The organism is Undibacterium sp., assembly GCF_030683615.1.
GTDB lineage: Bacteria > Pseudomonadota > Gammaproteobacteria > Burkholderiales > Burkholderiaceae_D > Undibacterium > Undibacterium umbellatum.
Genome location: NZ_JAUXQE010000021.1, coordinates 48,245 through 65,110, shown reverse-complemented (window position 1 = coordinate 65,110; position 16,866 = coordinate 48,245). Strand labels below are relative to the sequence as shown.

Here is a 16,866-nt window from a genome sequence, read left to right as displayed (position 1 = left end):
AATTTGCGCGGCGTTTTGCTTAGGCCCTGTTAAGCTTAACGATTACCGGCAAAAGCCAATTGAGTCGCTGCAATCTTGCTACCTTCTTCTGCCTGAACCGGAGCAGAGTCAGCGGGAATAGCTAATTCATAACTCATGTGCAAGCCAGTGTCCACTTTTTGCACTGGTGCCACTTGTTCCAGGACTGCTGTTTTTTGGGGGACTGCGCGCGAAGCAGCAGTGCCATTCAAGGCAAAATTATTGAAACCAGCAAAACCTGCAATACCAGCACACAGCAATAAACCTGCGATAACTGATGGACGAAGACGGAAGCGTTTTTGTACGTCGCCCTGCTGAAGTGATGCATCATAGGCCACACTGACTGGTGCTGCTGCCAACATTTGCTCAACCTGTTGACGCCATTCTTCTGATGTTTGCCTATTGCTAAGTAGTTTACTGATCAGCGCTTGAGCAAGTTGCTCAGCTTCCTGATGTTCCGCTTCCAGCGTTTGTTTTGCCATTTCTGCCTCAGCTTGCAACTCTTCTTGCTGCTGCTGAATTAGCAGCCTGTTTTGATCCTGCCACTCTCTGGCAGATGCCAAAGCTTGTTCAATGAAGGCTTGAGCAGCAGCTTGTTGCTCAGAACGTGTTTGCAGCATGGCTTGCAGTTCCGCTTCGTCGGCAGCTTGTTTTTCCAGTTGTGCTTGCAAGGCCGTTTCATCGGCAATGCGTTTGGCTGCCACATCTGCCAGTGCTTGTTGTTTTTGCTGAGTTTGTGTTTCAACAGCGCTCAATTGCTGTTGCAGCTCCTTTCGCAATGCTGCTTCGAGGGACAATTGTTCTTCCAGTTTGGCTTTCAAGGCACTTTGCTCTTCCATACGTTTGGCGATAGCTGCGTTTAGCACCTGCTCTTTTTCCAGACGTTGTGCTTCGGCAGCCTCCAGCTTGGATGCCAGTTCAGCCTGCAACACAGCTTCCACTGCCAGAGCTTGCTCCGCTTGCTTGAGCATGGTATTTTCTTTCTCGACACGCTTAGCAAAGCTTGCGGCGAGCGCTTGCTCTTTTTCCAGTCTTTGTGTTTCAGCAACTTGAAGTTTGAATGCAAATTGGGCCTTCAATTCGGCCTCTGCAGCCAATGCTTGCTCGGCTTGGGCCAGCAGTGCATTTTCCTCATCAACACGGGCAGCGATAGCTGCAGCCATAGCTTGTTCTTTTTCCAGCCGCTGCGCCGCCAGGCTTTCAAGCTGGCTTTCTTCCAATAATTTGGCGCGCAGTTCTGGCAATGCTTGTTCATCGGCAGCGATTTGCAGGGCTGTTGCTTCTGCAATTTCTCGTTCCAGCGCCAGTTTTTCTTGTTCCAGTGCGTTGGCGACCAGCAGTTGTTCTGCGCGTTGTTTGCTTTGTTCAGCGAGTTCTGATTCCAGACGTACGCGTTCTTCTGTCGCCGTAATGACCAGACGCTCGGCTTCCATTTTTTCTTCAATGAGGCGCAAGGCATCCTGTGTCATTTGCAGGCTATCCATCTCCATCTGTTTTTGTTGCTGGATGGTGATGATCTCACGCTGTGCCAGTTCTGCGCGTTGCTGTTCTGCTTGTTGCAGGATAAATAATTCTTCTACGCGAGTCTGTGCTGCTTCAGTGGCTTGTTGTTCGGATATTGCCAGTGCATTTGCCAGCTCAGTTGCTTCTTTTTCGCTTTGCAGTCTGGCCTGGATGGCAACATTGGCATCTTGCTCGGCATTAGCACGGATTTCACACAGGCTCAGGTATTCTTGCTCAGCCAGTTTGCGCTGTTCAGCTTCTTGCGCTGCTTTTTGTTCGGCAGCCAGTTTTTGCTGCACCAGGCTCAATGCTTCAAGCTCGCTGGATGCGCGCTGGTTTTCAGTCATCGTCAGAGCTTCTGCTTCGCGCAATCTGGTTTCTGTCGCTTCTGCTGCCAGACGCTGTGCTTCTGCATGTTCTGCAGAACGGGCCAGCAAAGCTTGTTCTGCATTGGCAAGGCGCAATGTTGCTTCCAGCGCTTCTTGTTCTTTATAGGCCCGTTCGCTTGCGGCTTCTGCAAATTCACGTTCTATGGACAGCTTGGCTTGCAGGGTGATTTCTGCTGATTCCTCCTGCTCCAGCTTAGTTTTCAGTTCAGCGCTGATTTGTTGTTCAACAGCGATTTTTTCCTGGCTGGCGCGACTCAATTCCAGCAGCAAGGCGGTTTTTTCTTCGAGTGCGACGGCTGCTTGGCGTTTGATCAGTGCTTCCTGAGCTGCTTGTGCCAGCCATTGCTTTTCGGTTTCGTTGAATTTTTCTGCCAGTTCGCGTGCTTGTGCTTCAGCAGCGTGGCGCTCAGCAATCAACTTGTGCTGCGCTTGCTCTGCCACCAGGCGCGCTTCTGCCTCTGCTGTCGCTGCCAACTCAGCCTGTTGTTTGGCAGTCAGGCTTTCCAGTACCGCCTGTTCAGCAGCGACACGTTGTTGTTGTGCAGCCAGCAATGCTTGCTCTTGTTGAAGACGTTGTGCCAGCAACTCAGCCATCAGGCTTTGTGCATCGGCATGGGCAGCCAGTTCCTGGAACAGGGCTTTTTCTGATGCCAGTGTAGCTTCAGTTGCGGCACGGATGACTTTTTCTGCGCGGGCACGGGCTTCAGCAAATTGCTGTGCTTCTGCCTCGCTGGACAAGCGACTTTGCACGTCTTCGTGTGCCTCTTGTTCAGCCTGCAATCTGGCTGCCGTGGTATCCAGCAAGGCCTGATCATTAGCCAGACGTTGTTGCAAGACAGCGTCAAGTTCAGCAACTTTTTTGTTCTTTTCAATGACCAACTCATGCGCTTTATGCTGACTGGCAGCATAGGCTTGCGCCTGGATTTGCAATGCTTGTTCAGCTTGCAGTTTGGCGGCTGTCAGCTCATTGGCTTCTTGCTCTGCCCTGGCCCTGACGGCTGCGGCTTGTGCATGTTGCTGTTCTGCTTTTGCTCTGGCAGTAGCCGCTTCTGTAGCGATTTTTTCTGATGCCAGTTTTTCTGCTGCTGCTTTTGCTTCCAGTTCAGCAGCATCTGCTTTTTGTTTTTCCAGTCTAGCTTGTTCTTCCAGCGCCTGGGCTGCCTGTTGCTGGGACTTCGCTTTTCCTTGTTCAAGCTGCGCCAACTGGGTTGCAGCTTTTACCCTTGCTGCAGCGGCGGTTGCTGCTTGCTGTTCAGCCTTGGCTTGTTGATTGTTTTGTTCCAGCAGTTTTTTCTCTTCTGCTAATTTGCTTTCCATAGCAACACGCAAAGCTTGTTCAGATTGCAGACGGGCCAGATGCTGGTCGCGTTGCTCTTGCTCTACTGCTGCCTTGGCTTGCAATTCTGCTGTCAGGCGTTTTTCTGCTTCCAGTTTTTGCTGGACCAGGTTCAGGGCTTTTTGCTCGGACTCTGCACGCAAGCGCAAAGTCTTGCCGAGTTCTTCAGCTTCAACAGCCTTTGTTTGTGCCAGTACAGCAGATTGTTTTTGCAAATCTGCATGTTCCTGCATTTTTTGCAGGCGTACTTGTTCTGCTGCGATCATGGCCTGACGTGCTGCACGGGCTTCTGCCTCTTGTTGCTGGCGTGCGTTCAGGACATTGGCATGCTCACGATCAGCATGAGCGCGGGCAATGACTTGCTCGGCGGCTGTTTTTTCAGCTTCCAGTTTTTCCTGGGCTGCTCTTGCCGCCTGCTTTTCTGCTTCCAGATGCATTTGTTCTGCACGCGCCATTTCTTTGGCTTGATGGCTAATCAGCAAAGCAACCTTGGCTGCCTTGCATTGAGCATCTTTTTGCAATTCTGTTTGTTCCAGAGTAGTCTTTTCTGCATCGAGTGTGGCTTCCAGCGCCAGTCTTTCTTCGCGCTCGGCTTGTTCCCTGGCGGCGGCGATTGCCTTGGCCTCTTCTTCTGCGCGCAACCTGGCTTCAGCTTCTTGCTGGGCAGCTTGTTCAAGTTGCAGTTTTTCCTGGGTTGCCTTCAGTACTTGTTGCACTGCATTGGCACGGCGACGTTCTGCCTGTAGTTTTTCTTCCTGAAGTTCCATCGCTTTCACCTCATCAATAGTGCGTTGCTGTTGGACGCGCAGAAGTTCGCTGGCATCTTGGTTTTTCCTGGCAGCGGCTGCGGCCATTTTTTGCTGCAATTCCACCTGCTCCATGGCTTTTTCCAGGCTCAGTTTTTCTGCCACACACTCTGATTCCTGGGCTATGCGACGTGCATGTTCTGCCTGCTCTTGCATGCGCAAGAGTTCAGCGTGAGACGATTCAGCTTTTGCTAAAGCTTCTGCTTCTTCTGTCATTTTGCGTTCGGCAGTCAATTTTTCTTGTAATGCGGCGGCTGCTTTTTGCTCAGCTGCGGCTCGCATTTTTTCAGCCATCATCAATTCCTGGGCTTTTTTGGCTTTGTCTGCGGCTGCCAGGTTGGCGCGTTTCAGCAATTCAGCCTGGAAGGCGCTGGCGCTCAGGGCTTGTTGTTCAGCATCGGCTTTTTCACGGGCATCTTGTACTGCTTGTTTTTCGATTTCTACGCGTTCTTTGGCCAAGGTGGCAGCGCGCTGCTCTTCTATGACACGCTGACGGGCATTGTCGGCAGCTTCTTGCTCAGCCAGACGGCGTTGACGAGCCTCTTCTGCCAATGCGGCCTCAGCACCCTGTCTTGCACGGGCTTGCATATCGGCTTGCTGTTCGTTTTCTATGCGCGTCATGGCAGTTGATTGCAGTTCGCGCTCTGCGCGTATGCGTGACTCAGTCACCATGCGGATTTTGTCTTCTGCTTCACGACGGGCCTGGGCTGTGGCAGCAGCTATTTTTTCTGCCTGTTCGCGCTTGTTGGCAGCAATACGCAAGTCTTCTTCTGACTGCATGCGCAACTGTATGGCTTCTGCTGCCCTTCTTTCCGATTCCATTCTGGCCTGGGCGATTGCCTCTTGACCTTGCTCCAAAGCAACACGTGCCAATGCATCTTCACGGGCACGCACTTCTACCGGTGCGCGGTTGATGGCATATTCCAGCGCCATAGCCTCGGCTTGGTCGCGTTCTTTGCTGATTTGCAGGGATTCGCTGCGGACTTTGGCCAGCATTTCTGCAGTTTCGCGGGCTTCGCGGTCGCGTCTTTCGCGTTCGCGTGCCAGCTCCGTGATGCGAGCATCGGCGCGGGCGCGTTCTTCTGCCTGCTGGCGGGCGGATTGTGAAGCGGCAAAGCGTTCTGCTGCCCAGTTGCGGGCATTGGCAGTTTGTGTTGCAAGTTTTTCTGCTTCGGCGTGGGCTTGGGAAGCCAGTTCTGACTCTGCCTTGAGCTGGTGTTCAGCTTTTTCTATGGCTTGTTGTTCCAGCCTGGCGCGCTGCTCTGATTGTTCACGGGCCCGTGACTCTATCAGAGTGCGTTCTTGCAGGTTTCTGGTTTCTTCGGCAGTGGCGGCGATTCTGGCTTCACTGGCGGCACGCGACTGGCGCTCTGCCATCAATTTTGCCTGGGTCCCGGCGACGGCTTCTTGTTCCAATGCCAGTTTGCGTTGGGCCAATTCAGCGGATTCTGCTTCTGCCTGCGCTCTGGTTTCTGCCAGAGCTCTCGCTTGCGATTCAGCTTTGAATCTGGTTTCTGCTGCTACGGTGGCTCTGGCTTCTGCCTCTACCCGTGCGATGGCTTCACGAATACCTTTCACATCGATGCGGGTATTGGACTCAATTGCCTCTTCTGGTGGCAAATAATTGTCCTTGCGGTCGCCATGGCGATCGAGGGAGTAGTCTCCCAGAGATAATTTATTTAACAACGCCTGATTGCTGTCCATTTCTGCACTCCTGATCTGATAGTCGTTCACCGTCATTGCGGGCCCTGCCATGCCGGAACTTCTTATACTGAATTATCAATCAAGAAAAATTTGATGATGGCTGGAGCAGAAGTGGAAAAACACCTCAATTCCTGATTTATCCGTTTCCCTTAATGCTGGCTGGGACGTAAAATAGCGGTCAACTCAACATTGCCGGAGAATTACCTTGAACGAACTCGTCACCGAAATCAGACACCCACTGGTGCAACACAAGCTGACACTGATGCGCAGCAAGGACACGCCTACGGATAATTTCCGCCGCCTGCTGCGTGAAATCAGCCAGATGCTGGCCTATGAAGTCACCCGTGACCTGCCTATTGAACTGGTGAAGATAGAAACGCCGATCACGACGATAGACGCGCCCACCATCAGCGGCAAAAAATTGTGCGTGATCTCTGTCTTGCGCGCTGGAAATGGTATTCTGGATGGCATGCTGGATTTGCTGCCAAATGCCCGCGTAGGCCATATCGGCCTGTACCGTGACCCAGAAACACTGGAACCTGTCGAGTATTACTTTAAAGTGCCTGAAGATATCGCTGACCGACTGGTAATCGTGGTTGACCCCATGCTGGCCACTGGCAACTCAGCCGCTGCAGCAATCACTCGCCTGAAACTGCGCGGCGCAACAACGATCAAATTCGTTTGCCTGCTTGCAGCCCCGGAAGGCATCAAGGTCATGAACGCTGCCCATCCTGACGTACCTATCGTCACTGCGTCTATCGATGATCATCTGAATGAACACGGTTATATCGTGCCTGGCCTGGGCGATGCGGGTGACCGTTTGTTTGGCACCAAGTAATTATTAATAGTTTATAGTTTTTGAAGAACTTCACTGATGACGACCACTGCCCGCTTCGTACCTGAATCCAAATTGCCCGAAGTGGGCACCACCATCTTCTCAGTGATGTCTGCACTGGCAGCCGATAAAAAAGCGGTCAATCTGGGCCAGGGCTTCCCTGACTTCAGCTGTGACCCTGCCCTGCCAACCATGGTAACGCAGGCTATGGCGGATAATTACAATCAATATCCACCCATGCCAGGCATGCCGCAATTACGCGAGCAGATAGCTGCCAAGATCAAAAGCATCTATGGTCATGCCTATGATGTGAATACTGAAATTACAGTCACAGCTGGTGCCACCCAGGGTATTTTGACGGTATTACTGGCCTGTGTGCATGCTGGCGATGAGGTCATTGTCATAGAACCAGCGTATGACAGCTACGTACCCAGCATCAAGCTGGCAGGCGGCATACCGGTATTTGTCAGCATGGAACTGGGTGCGGATGGCTACACCATCCCCTGGGACAAAGTCAAAGCCAGCATCACGGACAAGACCCGTTTGCTCATGCTGAATTCACCGCACAACCCGACCGGGTCGGTATTGAGTGTAGTTGATATTGCAGCCTTGACCGATATCGTGCGCGACACCAAAGTCTTGATAGCGTCTGATGAAGTCTATGAACACATGGTTTTTGATGGACAGCGCCACGAATCGCTGTCGCGCTACCCTGAACTGGCAGAGCGCAGCTTTATCATTTCCAGCTTTGGCAAGACTTATCATGTCACTGGTTGGAAGGTCGGTTACGTGACGGCACCGGCAGCGTTGATGGCAGAATTTCGCAAAGTCCATCAGTACAATGTCTTTACCGTCAACACGCCAATGCAAGTCGGGCTGGCGCAGTATATGAACAATCCTGCGCCTTATCTGGAACTGCCGGATTTCTATCAAAAGAAACGCGATCTGTTCAGGACGGGCTTGGCCAACTCTCGCCTGCGTCTGTTGCCATGTGCTGGCACGTATTTCCAGTCGGTTGATTATTCAGCAGCTTCCAACATGACAGAACTGGACTTTGCCCGCTGGCTGACGACTGAAATTGGAGTAGCCGCTATTCCCGTATCCGCGTTTTATAAGCAAGGCAAAGAATCGGGCATAGTGCGTTTTTGCTTTGCCAAGCAAGATGCAACTCTGCAAGACGCTTTGCAGCGCCTGCAGAACATTTAGCTGCATCAATCTCAAATTTAAGCCAATTCAAGTCTTGGCTTTATCTTCCGAGATGTTTTTCAATAAAGACCACACCATCCCACCCAGCAAAAGCAAACCAACACCGAGTGCCGCCCATAGCCAGGGCTTATGTTCTTTAGCCGGCACTTTCTCAGCAGGTTTGCTTGCCACCTGCGGTGCGACATAGTCGGCAATCTCAACACTGGCGATATCTGCCTGCACCGGTTGACTCACATCCATTTTGGGAATCAGGATTGTCAGTGGCAATGCTGCGCCCTCTTTGTTTTCGACTCCCCACTGGAGTTGATACGGTGGCTTGCCACGCGCCAGAAACACCAAGCGGCGCGGCAGGCTGGCGATTTGTATTGCAGGTGCAGTTTTACCCAGCATATTGAAAGGGCCACTGGTTTGCAGGCGCAAGGCTTTATAACTGGCACCATCCATCAACAAGTCGGGTGACTTTGCTTCACCATTGGGCAGATTGATTTTGTATACCAGACTTTCATTGAGCCAGACACGTCTGTCTTCCTGCACTTGGGCTGCACGCTTTTGATGTCTCAAGACATGCAAGGGATACAAAGGACTATGTCTGTGATGGTAGGAAGAGACAGGTGCAATTGCAGCCAACTGCCCTAGCACCGTCACATTAGCCAGGGTATTCACCTCACTCACCAGCAAACGCAAGCTGTCGATAGGCGTATTTTCAGGAAGGGCATAATCACAGTGACTGCTGCTACAAGCCTGTGCCGCAATTGGCTTACTCCATTGCAACACCGGCGGCACATACACTTCTTGCTGACTATCGACTGATACACTTTCTATCCACGGGGCGGTGTCTGGATTACTCCAGCGCAAACGCAAATACCTTGTAGCGACATGATGCAGCCTGATATCCAGATTTTGCAACAGCGAACCCTGATGACGCAACTGCACCAATTGTTCGTTACTGACTGACTGCCAGTTTTTCAGGTCATCGCTGCTTTCCAGCGTGAAAGCGAACATGCCATCTGCCTTGTCGACGATGCTGAACTTGGCTTGCAATAAACGCCCCTTGACCTTGCTGACATCCAGTATCCAGGCAGGAACCGGGTTTTGTTTACTGATTTGCCAATTCGACAAAGGTGTCAGCGTACCATCCCTGTTTTGCCTGAAGCTGCTAAAGCTGCTGCTTTGTATATCTTTTAAAGGAAAGGCACTTATCACATTGCTTTCTAGCTGTGCATTGGTGGTGGCTATATCTGTCCAGGCGAAAGGCAAAAAATCACCCTCAGCATTGCGTACCCTGACGTCATGCAAGTCAGGATGCTGGCTGCCTGGATAAATGCTGAGAGGTATGTCCAGCAAAAAATAGGGGCCAATTCCTTTGCTATCGATGGTGGCATGCAGTACCTGCGAATTGGCGGCTTGCACAGCCAGGACAACGGTCAGGTTCGCTGCTGCCAGCATTGACAATTTTGCGATTGCACGAATCATACTCATTGCGCCTGCTCCTGATCTTTTACTTGGTCCGGCTCTGAGGATTGCGCTTCTTTGGGCTTCACTGGCACTGGCGCAAAATAACCGACCACCAGCAACAAAATGCCGACGCCGATGAAGGAGACGATACGGTACAAGCCGCCACGATCAGCCAGCTCTATCAGGAACAGCTTCAAGACCACAACACCCAGCAAGGCTGCACCGGCAATCCAGATACCGCGTGACATGCGGCGATTACCAAACAACATGACCGCCACGCCACAAATTGCCCAGGTAATGGAAACAGCAGCCTGACTCAGGCGTGATGCAAACAAGGCATCGGCATCCCACGGTACACCAGCGAAATGGTGGCAGCTACGCAAGACCATGCCCGTCAACAAAGCCAGGGCAGTAGCGGCAGCCATTGCTGTCGCAGCATATTTCGTATCGGTCTTGAGCGCTGCCGCAGGTAAAGCGCGCCACCAGTGCAATAAGGACGCCAGCACCAGCCATTGCCCCAATTCCAGCGGGTTCAGCAAAGGCAGATAAGGCAAGGGACTGGCATCACCGGCACTGAAGGCATTGGTCATCCAGCACCAGGCCAGCAAATACAGGGCAACGGGCGCGCAGGCCTGTTCTATATAAGCTTTACGATAAGAATTTAGCGGCCATCTGACTGCCAGCGGTTTCGCACCAATGAACCAGAAGACCATGGCAGGAACCAGCACCCAACCCAGCAATGGCCAACTTGACCAGGTGTCAGCCAGTGGCGCAAGGCGTGCCTGCCCTTCGCGGGCAGCTAATAACAGGAAGAACCAGAAACCGACTATATGCGTCAGGCTCAAGAGTCGCGGCCATGCTGTCATCCAGCTTTGCTGCTTTTTCAGTATTTGCAAATGCCAGGCCAGTGCCAACGGCCAAGCCAGCCAACCCAGGTTTGCCGACGGCAAGTAGAGACCATCCGCACTCACCGCACCTATCAGGCCAGCAAAAATCAATAGTGGCAAAGTGACGATGGTGGCAAAACCCATTTGCGGCCACTTGCGCCATGCAGCCAGTGCCGCCATCAGAACTGAGCTGCCAAGACCTATCACAATAGCGACAGTTGAAGAATAATTGCGGTCATCTGTACGTACCAGAGTTTCCAGGCTTTCTGGGAACCAGGCAGTTAACCACCATGCCAAACCCCACACAATAGGCAAGCCCAAAGCCAGCTTACTGTTACACCAAGGGTTAAGCCAGACAGATGGACGTCTTTGTACGGGCGTGTCTGAATTGGTCGCATTCGCCGCATTGCCAAATCCACTCAACTCCAGTAACACCGCTCGCATTCTGGCAACCTCGGCGCGGATAGCATCAGCGCTGAACCAGGCGGACACAGCCAGAGACAAAGGTACAAAAAAGCCCAGATGTCCAAAGGCAGTGCCCTGATACTTGCCAGGCTCCATCAAACACAAACCTGCAGAAATAATTTGCAAGACTGCAGCAAAACCCGCCAAGGCGCCATGCGACATGCGCAATCCCACCCACAGCAAGAGACAGGAAGTTAATGGCCAGATCAATGATGCCTGCGTCAGGTTAATAGCAAACAACATAGCCAGGTGAAGCAGCGCACTACCGCTAATAATGGCCAATTGGTTCCAGATTGACCAGTCAGGTGGCAAGGACTGCACTTGTGCCGCCCGTTTGGTCGCCACCATGGAGCGACCCGCACTAAACAGGATGCTGCCAGCGATGATAATGGCTGCCAGGCCACCTTTCCAGCCATCTTCCAGCGCAGCATTACCACTGGCGGCGACATGCAGAGTCATCATGAATGACAGCAGCCCAGCTGCCTGCAAAGTGGCAGAGATATGTTCAAACGTCTTCAACGCATAGCGATGGGCAATTGCCGATACCAGCAAGGCCATGACAGCCAACGCCGCAGCTGCAAATTGCGGTGTCAAGAGTATCCATGGCAATAAGGCCAGCGACGCAACGCCCAGCCAGGGTAAAGCGGCATTTGGAGTGGTTTCCCAGCTTGAAATATTCTCTGGCTTTGCTTTTCTGTGCAAATTCCAGACGACAAAGCAGCTTATTGCCAGTAAGACTGGCCCCAGCAAACCGCCCTGCAACAGCGGGCCGCTAGCCTCGGGATTGACGTAAATACCGTGCAAGAGCTTGTAAGCCGCACCGACCATGACCACGTAAGCAAAGCCACGCGCATAGGGGCGTTGCTGACGTATGCCCAGCCAGTACATGCCTGCGCCCTCGATTGCCCAGGCCGCACCTGTCCATGTACCCTCCAGCCCCAGCGGGATCGCCAGCGTGGCAAAGATGGCGGCAACAATGACATAAGCCTCAGCCAGCAAAGCCAAACCCTGCCTGGCGTTTGAAAACACGAACCTGGCCAGCAGCAGGTAAAAGAATCCGACCGCCAGTGCAGAAAAGGCCGCGCCAAACTCTGTATGCCTGACCAGCATGTATTGCATGCCAAAGGCGGTAATGGGATTGCCAAATACCAGAGCACTATCGACCCGCCCTACCCGCTTCAGGGTAGCCAGCGGTCCTTCTTCAACTTCTGCTTCTTTCAGTGTCCGGCGGGCAAACAGCAAGCCTATCAAGGCAAACAAGACGAAGAAGAAAATCAGGAATGGCTGAACAATGCCGTACTGACTATCGGTATAGCTTCGCTCTGCCCAACCCAATGCCAAAGCGAAGGTGCCGACAAAACCGATCAGGTTCAGCACACGCCAAGCATTGAACCAGGCAACCACGAAGATACCGATATCCAGCACCGCCAAATAAGTGAACAAACCCAGCGGACGGTTTTCACCGGTGGAAATCAAAACAGGCGTAGCAAAACCTTCGATAGCCGCAACAATGGCCAGCACAGGAGCATTTTGCAGCACCGCCAATATGGCACTCAACACCGACACCATGAACATGAAACCAAAACCGACTTCAGGAGAAATCAAGGTATGTAATTTCATCGCTGATAACGTGGTCAGATAAAACACACCTATCGCCATACCCTGCAAGATCAAGGCATAGTCTCTGCGCTTGTTGCGTAAGAACCAGCCCAGCGCCAGCAATGCCACGCCAGACAGAGCCACTCCAGCATAACGTAATTCCACAGGTACAGTAACCCGTTCAGCGGTATAGCGCAGCAAGAAAGCCAGGCCCAGGAATAAGATCAATACCCCGACCTTGACAAGGGCATTACCACCAAAAATAAGTTTCGCCAAAGGCGCTGGCAAACTTTCTTGCAAAGACTTGGGTGGCGGCGGAGGTGGACGCTTTACTACTTCAGGTTTCGTGGCAACGGTATTAACTGGCACTTCAACCTTGGTAGCAACAACAGGCGGACCAGCCTCGGATATGACTGGAGGATTTTGTGCAGAGACAGTATCGTCAAGAGATGTCAGTTGCAAATCCAGAGGATCCAGATCCACCTGCTCTTTGGCAACAGGCAGAACCAAATCTGGCTGTGCGCTGAGTTCTATAGCCGGTGGCGCAGGCAGGCTCAAACTTGCATCATTGATTTTTGTTGCAGCCAAGGATTGCTGAGTTTTCTCTTCAACAAATGGCTCATGAGATCGCTCATTAGCAACTTCTGCATTTTTGCTGACGACACCACCAGCTTTAAGCTCTGCCATTTCGCGCTCTAGCGTTTGCAAGCGGTGTTCGAGCTTAAAGATTTTTTGGCGCATTTCCGCCAATCCGTCAGTCCCGGTATGTTGATTTGAGGGAGGTGGTGATTGATGGACAGTAGCATCGACTTTGCGCGAACGCCCAATCAGATGGGCAACAAAGCCGCCGATTACTGCAAAAAAGAACATGGCCGCACCTGAACCGGTCGCCACCCCCAACACAAAGCCTATGATTGCGCCAACAAACCACATAGATTATTTCCTTGAATACACAATGCCAATGAGGCTAACGACAGACTGTAAGGAAATTTCTAAAGACTTGCAATACTTATATCGCTGTCTGCATTGGGGAATCGTTACTAAAATACATGTGCCGTATTTTCAGTTCATCCGAATACAGAACAAATACATCCAGGCATTTGGAAATGAACTGGCATATGGGCTTACAGTCAGTTACAAACATTGTATAGCTTACGGCTTGATCTGTTTTTGCGCCAATTCCTTATCCAACTGATCGATACGTAATTTGCGCTGCAGTGCCTTGGCTTCCAGAGCAATTCTTTGCAGGGACACGATGTACAGGCGACGCTGCAGTTTGACATCACTAAGGCAATCGTTGACAAAAAAAGTCTGATGACAAGCTCGTTCTGACTGCTCATACCAGCTTTGCAAGCGCAGTTGCGCTGCATTACTTTCTTTCAATGCGATCTCTGCTTGTTCTGAGGTAGTGATGCTACCTGCTGCATATTTTTGATCCAGACTGACAGTCAAATTGGCAATTAACGTCAACTCATTACTACCTGGCATGGCCAGCACATGTGCAGCAAGCATCATTTGCACGAGCAATGCAAGAGTGACAGACAATAGACGATTCATTAAACAATACTCTCCGCAAGTTGGCGTTGATCAGCATCCATGTATTCTTTTGATTGCATTTCTATAATGCGGGACACTGTTCTGTGGAATTCATTAGATAAGGTACCGTTGGTATAAAGTTCCTCAGGCGGCACTTCTGCGGACATAATTAATTTGACCTTGTTGTCATAAAACACGTCTATCAACCAGGTGAACCGCCTGGCCTCGGACGACATGGCTGCTGACATGCGCGGAATTGAAGACAATATCACTGTATGAAAGCGACTTGCGATTTCAAGATAATCATTCTGTGAACGCGGACCACCACAAAGCGTGGCAAAATCAAACCAGATAACGCTGCCGGCACGACGCAGTGACTTCAGATTACGGCCTTCAACATCAACATGCGGATCTTCATCGCTGGTTTCTGCAACACGTGAAAAACTGTCGCGCAATGCCTTGTCAGTAGCGGCATTGAGTGGCGTCAAGTAAGCCTGCACTTGCTCCAGTGCGCGCTTGCGATAATCATTACCAGAATCCACGTTCAGGATATCAAGCTTTTCTTTCAGCAAGGCGATGGTCGGCAACATGCGGTCACGGTGCAAGCCATCAGGATATAAAGTATCAGGCTGGTAATTGGATGTCATGACGAAGGACACCCCATTTTCAAACAGGGCATTGAGCAGGTTGTACAGCAGCATCGCATCTGCCACGTCTGAGACATGGAATTCGTCAAAACAAATCAGACGGTATTTTTTTGCGATTCTGCGGGCGACTTCATCCAGTGGATCTGCCACTCCTTTGAGCTCATCTAACTGCCTGTGCACGGCACGCATGAATTCGTGGAAATGCAGACGGGCTTTCCTGACGACGGGCACAACGGAAAAAAAACTGTCCATCAAAAATGACTTGCCGCGCCCTACTCCACCCCACATGTAAACGCCACGTGGCACTTCAGGGCGGGTAATCAAGCGCGTAAATCTATTTGCGCGCTTACCCTTATACTCCACCCATTCTTCATAGGCCGTCTGCAAACGGTCAACCGCACGCTTTTGTGCTTCGTCGGCCTGAAAACCGCGTTGACTCAAGGCATCCTGATAATACTCTATGACATTCATGGGCGAGGGATACTATCTTTGCTGACTTGCCTGTACGAGGCAAGTGGGTAAAAAGCGACGCACTCCACCCCAATTAAACTGAGGACAGAGTGCGTTGCCAGTAGAGGCGCGATATTGCGCCCCAAGTTCAAACATACAAGCTGAATTAGAAATTCAGTGAACGCTTGTCAACTGCCAATGCTGCTTCTTTGGTTGCTTCAGACAGGGATGGATGTGCATGGCAAATTCGCGCGATGTCTTCTGCCGACGCCTTGAATTCCATCGCTACCACTGCTTCGGAAATCAATTCAGACGCCATAGGACCAACAATGTGCACGCCCAGGATTTCATCTGTCGTTGCGTCAGCCAGGAACTTGACCATGCCTGAGGTATCACCCAAAGCACGAGCACGGCCATTCGCCATGAATGGGAAAGTACCGGCTTTATATGCCACGCCATCTGCCTTCAATTGCTGTTCAGTGCGACCTACCCATGCGATTTCTGGTGATGTGTAGATGACCCAAGGGATGGTATTGAAGTTAACATGACCATGCTGACCAGCGATACGCTCAGCCACGGCTACGCCCTCTTCTTCTGCCTTGTGCGCCAGCATAGGGCCACGTACCACGTCACCCACTGCCCAAACATTTGCCAGGTTTGTTTTGCAATCACCATCAACAGCGATGAAGCCACGTTCATCGAGTTGCAGGCCTACTGCTTCTGCATTCAAACCATTGGTGTTAGGTGTACGACCGATGGAAATGATGAGCTTGTCGAAAACAGTTTTATGTTCAGCACCTTTGTCGTCGGTGTAGTTGACAGTCACATCTTTGCCACCATTGACGATTTCACCGATCTTGACGCCCAGATTGATGGATAGACCTTGTTTGACAAATAGCTTGTGCGCTTCTTTAGCTATTTGCTCATCCACAGCACCGAGGAAAGTTGGCAATGCTTCCAACACTGTCACTTCAGCACCCAGACGACGCCAGACGCTACCCATTTCCAGACCAATCACACCAGCGCCAATAACGCCGAGTTTTTTCGGCACTTCAGCAATCTTCAACGCGCCATCATTCGACAGGATAGTCGTTTCATCAAATGCTGCGCCTGGCAATGCACGTGCATTGGAGCCAGTCGCCACGATGATGTGTTTGCCAGTGATGGTTTCTTCCGTCTTGCCAGCGACCTTGATTTCATAACCAGCAGCATCGTTTTTTACAAAAGAGCCATGACCATGGAAGAAAGTGACTTTGTTTTTTTTGAACAGGAACATGATACCGTCGTTGTTTTGCTTGACGATGGTGTTCTTGCGACCCAGCATCTTGGCAACATCCAGCCCCAGACCTTGTACATTGATACCGTGGTCAGCGAAAGCATGGCCAGCATGCTCATAGTGCTCGGAAGACTGCAACAGTGCCTTGGATGGGATGCAACCTACGTTGGTGCAAGTACCACCTGGAGCCGGGCCACCTTTTTCATTGGTCCATGCGTCGATACAGGCAGTAGAAAACCCCAGTTGGGCAGCACGGATTGCTGCAATATAGCCACCGGGACCACCACCAATAACGACAACGTCAAATTGTTTGCTCATGAAAATATCCTGATTTTGTGTATATGAATTTAGCGCTGAATCCAGCCATGACTTTAGCCGTGAAGTTCACTCTTCGCTTTGTGCTTTTCAGCTCTCTTCGGGGATGAATATCCAGGCCAGCAGATAAGCCACTACGCCGGCACCAAAGTAAAGACTGAAGAAGACAAACATCAAACGCCAGATCCAGGAATCCAGTCCGGTAAATTGTCCCAAACCACCACAGATACCACCCAGCCATTGGTCTTTTTTAGACCTGCGGAACTGGTTCAGATGGTTAAATCCCTGGCCTTGTTGATTGCCAGACGCAGAAGTGTCGCCGGTTGCCAGCAATCTGGCCTTGGCCTGTGCAAATTCTGCATCAGACAGGGCTCCTGCCTGATGCAGTTCATGCAGACGTTTGATTTCGTCAGCGATATTCACGAAATGATTCTCGCTT

Annotated in this window: 9 protein-coding genes; 2 read left to right on the top strand and 7 right to left on the bottom strand. The window is 51.3% G+C overall.

From position 1 onward, the window contains the following. Nucleotides 1–35 precede the first annotated feature (35 nt). Nucleotides 36–5,807: a hypothetical protein gene (locus tag Q8K39_RS09710; protein ID WP_305259744.1), complete on the bottom strand. Its 5,772-nt coding sequence runs from the start codon at nt 5,805–5,807 to the stop codon at nt 36–38. Nucleotides 5,808–5,961: 154 nt separating this feature from the next. Here Q8K39_RS09710 and upp point away from each other — a divergent pair, with 154 nt between their 5' ends. Beyond that, nucleotides 5,962–6,594, top strand: coding sequence for a uracil phosphoribosyltransferase (gene upp, locus Q8K39_RS09705; protein ID WP_186951564.1), 633 nt, complete (start codon nt 5,962–5,964; stop codon nt 6,592–6,594). 36 nt (nt 6,595–6,630) lie between these two features. Continuing rightward, nucleotides 6,631–7,797, top strand: a complete 1,167-nt coding sequence (locus Q8K39_RS09700; RefSeq protein WP_305259741.1) for a pyridoxal phosphate-dependent aminotransferase — start codon at nt 6,631–6,633, stop codon at nt 7,795–7,797. A gap of 27 nt (nt 7,798–7,824) precedes the next feature. Here the strand turns inward: Q8K39_RS09700 and Q8K39_RS09695 are convergent, their stop codons facing one another. From Q8K39_RS09695 to Q8K39_RS09670, 6 genes are all read right to left on the bottom strand, one after another. Then, nucleotides 7,825–9,276 carry a DUF3999 family protein gene (locus Q8K39_RS09695; RefSeq protein WP_305259739.1) on the bottom strand — a complete coding sequence of 484 codons (1,452 nt, stop codon included), beginning with the start codon at nt 9,274–9,276 and terminating at the stop codon, nt 7,825–7,827. Beyond that, nucleotides 9,273–13,136, bottom strand: coding sequence for a DUF2339 domain-containing protein (locus Q8K39_RS09690; RefSeq protein ID WP_305259737.1), 3,864 nt, complete (start codon nt 13,134–13,136; stop codon nt 9,273–9,275). Before Q8K39_RS09690 ends, Q8K39_RS09695 begins: the two co-directional genes overlap by 4 nt. Before the next feature lie 219 nt (nt 13,137–13,355). After that, on the bottom strand, nt 13,356–13,760 hold the full coding sequence (locus tag Q8K39_RS09685) for a hypothetical protein (RefSeq protein WP_186951568.1): 405 nt from the start codon (nt 13,758–13,760) through the stop codon (nt 13,356–13,358). Continuing rightward, a complete protein-coding gene (gene zapE, locus Q8K39_RS09680; protein ID WP_305259735.1) occupies nt 13,760–14,857 on the bottom strand; it encodes a cell division protein ZapE in 1,098 nt (365 codons plus the stop codon). Before zapE ends, Q8K39_RS09685 begins: the two co-directional genes overlap by 1 nt. Nucleotides 14,858–15,002: 145 nt before the next feature. Further along, nucleotides 15,003–16,430 carry a dihydrolipoyl dehydrogenase gene (lpdA, locus tag Q8K39_RS09675; protein ID WP_305259734.1) on the bottom strand — a complete coding sequence of 476 codons (1,428 nt, stop codon included), beginning with the start codon at nt 16,428–16,430 and terminating at the stop codon, nt 15,003–15,005. An 87-nt stretch (nt 16,431–16,517) separates the two neighbouring features. Continuing rightward, nucleotides 16,518–16,850, bottom strand: a complete 333-nt coding sequence (locus Q8K39_RS09670) for a PspC domain-containing protein (protein WP_305259733.1) — start codon at nt 16,848–16,850, stop codon at nt 16,518–16,520. Between the last annotated feature and the right edge of the window lie 16 nt (nt 16,851–16,866).